Genomic DNA, 5,891 nt, shown 5'->3' on the forward strand with positions numbered 1-5,891 from the left:
CGCGCGCCCGGCAGCTTGCGCCACAGCACCGGCGACAGCGTGAAGCCCACCAGATAATCGAGCGCGCGGCGGGCCAGATAGGCATCCACCAGCGGCACGTCGATCTGGCGCGGATGGGCCATGGCATCCAGCACCGACGACTTGGTGATGGCGTTGAACACCACCCGTTCCACGGGCTGGCTCTTCAGCGCCTTCTTGTCGCGCAGCACCTGCAGCACATGCCAGGAAATGGCCTCGCCTTCGCGATCCGGGTCAGTGGCCAGGATCAGGCGGTCGGCGTCCTTCACGGCGCGGGCGATATCGCCGAGTCGCTTCTGCGCCTTGGCGTCCACTTCCCACGTCATGGCGAAGTCTTGGTCGGGCTGAACCGATCCGTCCTTGGCGGGCAGGTCGCGGACATGGCCATAGGAGGCCAGAACCTGATAGCCCGGACCCAGATATTTGTTGATCGTCTTCGCCTTGGCGGGCGATTCCACGATGACGACGTGCATCGTAACCTTGCGCTTTAATCACGGCGACCGGGCCGGAAACAGCCCCTGCCACCCGCCGGCCGGTCCGCGGGGCAGCGCCGGACCATGGGAAAAAGCGGCGGCGCTGTCAAATCATGCCTGCGCAATGCCGCTGCGCAAACCCGTCAGATGCCCAAAAAATACAACCTGTGATTTATTTTTTAGAGACAGCGACCTTTGGTAGATATTGGCTGTCGCATCGGGACCGCGCCGGCTGAGCCGGCTGACAGGGGCGGAGGATGCGGCCGGGGTCACCATCATCAACCGACAGGATTGCGCAGCCATGAGCGCGGAACGGGCTTTTTCCAGCGGCAGCAATCCGGGCCCCGTCACGGCGGGTCCGGCCGGCAAAGCCCCGGCGCGGATGGCCGCCGGCCGCTATAATGCGGCCGAAACCCTGACCTATCTCGACCAGATGCTGGGCGAACTCGCCGCACTGGCCAATGCCGCCGACGAACGGATGCTGGGCTATCTGATCGCCGTTGCGCAGGAAGAGGCCGCCTCGCGCCGCGCCGCGCTCGCGCCGCGCTGAGGAGACCGCCGCATCGCCCGGACGGGGCGGTACGCATAAGCAGGGTGCCGCAGTCCGGCTTGCGGCGCAACGTCGCGGAAGTGGCGCCGCGGTTGTGAGCTGCAGGCTGCCCCGCCGCCGGGCACCGGCTGCGGCGCGATACCGGCAGCGGCCGGGCACCGGGGCGGCAGCGCGGCGGGTGCCTCAGGCCAGAGGAATGAGCGAAACACGGTTCCCGGCGTGGCGCTCCAGCCGGCCCGCAACCTCAAGCTCAAGCAGCACAACCAGAACGACGGCCTGCGGAAGGCCGGTGTGGCGCACCAGCGCATCCACGGCAATCGGCGTCGGCCCGAGGGCTTCGGTCACGATGGCGCGGCTGTCGTCGGCAATCGGGGGCATCGGCACCGGGGCAGCCTCCTCCATCGGCTCGGCCGGACCGCTGCCGCCGGCCATCGGGCTGGCGGCCTCCAGCACATCGCCGGCATGGCGGGCCAGCAGGGCGCCTTCGCGGATGAGATCGTTGCAGCCTTCCGCCCGCGGATCGAGCGGCGAGCCCGGCACCGCCAGCACGACGCGGCCCTGCTCGGCAGCAAACCGCGCCGTGTGCAGCGAGCCGGAGCGCCGCGCCGCCTCCACCACCACCACAGCAAGGCTGCAGCCGGAGATGAGCCGGTTGCGGCGGGGAAAGTCATGGGCGCGGGCGGTCCAGCCCATCGGCATCTCGCTGATGGCGGCGCCGCCGCGGGCCACGATCTCGGCCAGCAGGCCCTCGTGCTCGGGCGGATAGATGCGGTCGAGCCCGCCGGCCAGCACCGCCACCGTGCCGGTGCCGGTGGCCGCCGCATGGGCTGCGGCATCGATGCCGCGGGCAAGGCCGGAAACGATGACGACGCCGGCCTCGCCGCAGCCGCGGGCGATGCGCTCGGCCATCATGCGGCCGGCGGTGGAGGCGTTGCGGGCGCCGACGATGGCAACCGCCGGGCGGGCGAGCACGGCCGGATCGCCGCGCACGGCCAGCAACGGCGGGGGGGCATCGATGGTGCGCAGCGCGCCGGGATAATCGGGCTCTCCCAGCGCGATGAAGGCCACGCCGGCCCGCGCCGCGGCCGCCACTTCGGCCTCGGCATCGGCCGCGCTGGCGATGCGGATGCGCCGGGCGCCGCCGCGGCGGGCAAGGTCCGGCAGGGCATCGAGCGCGGCCTGTGCGGAGCCGAAATGGTTGACCAGAGAACGGAACGTCGCCGGGCCGACATTTTCGGAGCGGATGAGGCGCAGCCACGACAGGCGCTGGGCATCGCTGAGGCGCGGGCGGCGAGACGGTCGGTCATCTTCGGTCATCGCGGCGCCTTCTCCGTTCCGGGTCCGTTTCAGGACGCGGCCTTCTTCTTCCGGTCGCCGATGCGGCCTTCCGTGCCGGCCAGCAGGCGGCGGATGTTCTCCGCATGGCGGATCCACAGCACGACGGTCATCATGGCGAACACGGCGGCCAGCGCCTGTTCGCCGACGAACAGGAAGATGACGGGTGTGGCAGCCGTGGCGATGAGCGCCGACAGCGAGGAATAGCGCGTCAGCAGCGCCACCAGCAGCCACATGCCGGCGAACACGATGGCCAGCGGCCACGCAAGGCCGATGAGCAGGCCCAGATAGGTGGCCACGCCCTTGCCGCCGCGAAAGCCCAGCCACACCGGAAAGAGATGACCGAGGAACGCCGCGCCGCCGGCCAGAATGGCGGCCACCGGACCGCCGTAAGCGGCCGCAATCAGCACCGCGACCGTGCCCTTGAACATGTCGCCGAGCAGGGTGCCGACCGCCAGAGACTTGCGGCCGGTGCGCAGCACGTTGGTGGCGCCGATATTGCCGGAACCGATCTGGCGCACATCGCCGGCGCCGCCGAGCCGGGTGAGGATGACGCCGAACGGAATGGAACCGGCGAGGTAGCCGAACACCACCGCCACGAGGGACGACCACGAAGCCGCCCCGGCAAGGAGGTCGGACCAGGAAACCGCGACAGCGTCAGGCATCGGCGAAAATCGTCCTCAGAGAGTCGGCCGGGTCGGCAGGGGACCCGGATCGGCGGGCCCGGATCGGCGCGCACGGTGGCACAAGGGCACCGGGGCCGCAACTGCGCGGCCCCGGCGAGGGGGACAGGGCGGTTCAGCCGAGCGCAAACACCGTGCGGCCGGCGACGAAGGTGCGCAGCACCCGCCCCTGAAAGCGCGCGCCCTCGAACGGCGTGTTCTTGGAACGCGAGCGGACGAGGCCCTCGCTGAAAACCCACGGCCGCGCGGGATCGAACAGCACCACATCGGCCTCTGCTCCCGGCGCCAGAGTGCCGGCACCGAGGCCGAGGCGGCGGGCCGGGGCGGTGGAAAGCGCCTCGATCAGCCGCAGCAGCGTCAGCGAGCCGTCATGCACCAGCCGCAGGCCGCCGGCCAGCAGCGTTTCAAGCCCGATGGCGCCGTCGGCCGCCTCGGCAAAGGGGTGGCGCTTGGTCTCCACGTCCTGCGGATCGTGGTTGGAAACGATGACATCGATGGTGCCATCGGCAACGGCCGCCACCACCGCGCGGCGGTCATCCTCGCCGCGCAGCGGCGGGGAGAGGCGGAAGAAGGTGCGGTAGGCGCCGATGTCGTTTTCGTTGAGCGCAAGGTGGGCCAGCGAGATGCCCGCCGTCACATCCACCCCGGCGCGCTTGGCGGCGCGCAGCACCTCCACCGAGGCCGCGCAGCTGACGAGCGCGGCGTGGTAGCGCCCGCCGGTGAGGGCGGCAAGGCGCAGGTCGCGCTCCAGCGCGATCACCTCCGCCTCGCGCGGAATGCCGGACAGCCCGAGCCGGGTCGCGGTTTCGCCCTCGTTCATCACGCCGGAGCCGACGAGGTCGGGATCCTCCGGCATGTTGACGATGAGGGCGCCGAAATCGCGGCCGTAGGTCAGCGCGCGGCGCAGCACGCGCGAATTGGCGATGGCGTGGCGCCCGCTGGTGAAGGCCACGGCGCCGGCCTCGCCGAGCAGGCCGATTTCGGCCGTCTCCTGCCCTTTCAGGCCTTTCGTGGCCGCCGCCATCGGGTGCACGCGCACGATGGCGGTGTCGCGTGCACGGCGCAGCATGAAGTCGACCAGAGCCGGGTCGTCGATCACCGGATCGGCATCCGGCATGGTGATGATGGTGGTGATGCCGCCGGCTGCCGCCGCCGCGCTGGCGGTGGCCAGCGTCTCGCGGTGGTCGTGGCCGGGTTCGCCCACATGCACCTGCATGTCGACGAGACCGGGCGCGGCGACGAGCCCGCGGCCGTCGATCACCTCCGCCCCGTCGGGAACGGCGAGGCCGGCGGCTTCCGGTCCGGCGGCCAGAACCAGACCGTCGGCGAGATGAACGGCGCCGGTGGCATCGAGCCCGCGCGAGGGGTCGACAACGCGGACACCGGCGATGACGGTGTAGGGCGCGGGGGGAACGGCGGGGCTGGTCTGCCAGCGCTGGGACATGGGCGGGCGCTCCTCATGGTGTCGTGCGTCCTGCGGGCCCGTGCATCGCCGCAGGCTTTGCGGCCGGGCGGAGGCGGGCTTGCGGCGCGGCGACGGGCTTTGCGCGCGGAAGTAGGATCAGGCGGATAGGATCAGGATCAGGCGGATAGGATCGGGCGAACGGGGTCGGGTCCGGTGCGGCCCCTGCGGCCGGGCAGGGGCGGGTGGCTTTGATCAGTGCGGCAGGTGGGCGGCAAGGGCTTCGAGCACGGCCATGCGCACGGCCACGCCCATTTCCACCTGCTCGCCGATGAGGCTGCGCGGCCCGTCGGCAACCGAGGGGGCGATTTCCACGCCGCGGTTCATCGGGCCGGGGTGCATCACCAGCGCATCGGGGGCGGCGAACGAGAGCTTCTCCTCGTCGAGACCCCAGTAATGGAAATATTCCCGCACCGATGGCACGAACGAGCCGTCCATCCGCTCGCGCTGCAGGCGCAGCATCATGACGATATCGGCATCGCGGATACCGTCGCGCATTTTCGTGTGCACCTCCACGCCCATGCGCCCGATGCCGGCGGGCAGCAGCGTGGAGGGGCCGACCACCCGCACCCGCGCGCCAAGGCAGGTGAGCAGGTGGATGTTGGAGCGTGCCACGCGCGAATGCAGAATGTCGCCGCAGATCGCCACCGTCAGTCCGGCGATGCGCCCCTTGTTGCGGCGGATGGTGAGGGCATCGAGCAGGGCCTGTGTCGGGTGCTCATGGGCGCCGTCGCCGGCGTTCACCACCGAGCAGCCGACCTTCTGCGCCAGCAGCGCCACGGCGCCGGCGGCATGGTGGCGCACGACGAGAATGTCCGGCCGCATCGCGTTCAGCGTCTGGGCGGTGTCGATCAGCGTTTCGCCCTTTTTCACCGACGAGGAGGCGACCGACATGTTCATCACGTCTGCCCCCAGCCGCTTGCCGGCCAGTTCGAACGAGGACTGCGTGCGCGTCGAGGCCTCGAAGAACAGGTTGATCTGGGTGCGGCCGCGCAGCACGCTGCGCTTCTTTTCCACCTGCCGGCTCAGGGCCACGGCCTGCTCGGCCATGTCGAGCAGGGTTTCGATCTCGTGGGCCTCCAGCCCTTCGATGCCCAGCAGGTGGCGGTGTGAAAACAGGGGCGGGGAGCGGTCGGACGGGACGGTCATGGGCGGTGGAGTCCTCTCTCCTTGGGCGGCGGAGGGGCTGTGCAGGGCGGGAGGGCCCGCCCGCAGGGCATCCGTGTTAACGTCGCCGGCGATTCGCGCCGGGGCTGACCGGCCCCGTGCGCGCATGGTTTGCCTCAACCCGCGGCGCTTTTGAACCTCAGGACGTGATTCGTCGATGTCGGCCGGCCCTTTTGAACTCGATCCCGCCCTGCCCGATTCCG

Annotated in this window: 6 protein-coding genes; 1 reads left to right on the plus strand and 5 read right to left on the minus strand. The window is 70.7% G+C overall.

The features are described 5' to 3' along the window. On the minus strand, positions 1-491 hold a 491-nt coding region (locus V7067_RS14630; RefSeq protein WP_334176641.1), incomplete at its 3' end, for a toprim domain-containing protein. Positions 492-792: 301 nt separating this feature from the next. On the opposite strand from V7067_RS14630, the gene V7067_RS14635 reads away from it, so the two are divergent. Next, positions 793-1,041, plus strand: a complete 249-nt coding sequence (locus tag V7067_RS14635; protein ID WP_334176642.1) for a hypothetical protein — start codon at positions 793-795, stop codon at positions 1,039-1,041. A gap of 183 nt (positions 1,042-1,224) precedes the next feature. Here V7067_RS14635 and dprA read toward each other — a convergent pair whose 3' ends face one another. The 4 genes from dprA to V7067_RS14655 all read right to left on the minus strand — a co-directional run bounded on the left by dprA (position 1,225) and on the right by V7067_RS14655 (position 5,670). Further along, positions 1,225-2,358 (minus strand): DNA-processing protein DprA, encoded by a 1,134-nt coding sequence (gene dprA / locus V7067_RS14640; protein WP_334176643.1) that lies wholly within the window; start codon positions 2,356-2,358, stop codon positions 1,225-1,227. A 29-nt stretch (positions 2,359-2,387) separates the two neighbouring features. Beyond that, positions 2,388-3,041: a glycerol-3-phosphate 1-O-acyltransferase PlsY gene (gene plsY, locus V7067_RS14645; RefSeq protein ID WP_334176644.1), complete on the minus strand. Its 654-nt coding sequence runs from the start codon at positions 3,039-3,041 to the stop codon at positions 2,388-2,390. Positions 3,042-3,174: 133 nt separating this feature from the next. Beyond that, positions 3,175-4,503: a dihydroorotase gene (locus tag V7067_RS14650; RefSeq protein ID WP_334176645.1), complete on the minus strand. Its 1,329-nt coding sequence runs from the start codon at positions 4,501-4,503 to the stop codon at positions 3,175-3,177. A gap of 213 nt (positions 4,504-4,716) precedes the next feature. Continuing rightward, a complete protein-coding gene (locus tag V7067_RS14655) occupies positions 4,717-5,670 on the minus strand; it encodes an aspartate carbamoyltransferase catalytic subunit (protein WP_334176646.1) in 954 nt (317 codons plus the stop codon). Between the last annotated feature and the right edge of the window lie 221 nt (positions 5,671-5,891).

Origin of the sequence: Pseudoxanthobacter sp., from assembly GCF_036822375.1 — a bacterium.
Lineage (GTDB): Bacteria > Pseudomonadota > Alphaproteobacteria > Rhizobiales > Segnochrobactraceae > Pseudoxanthobacter.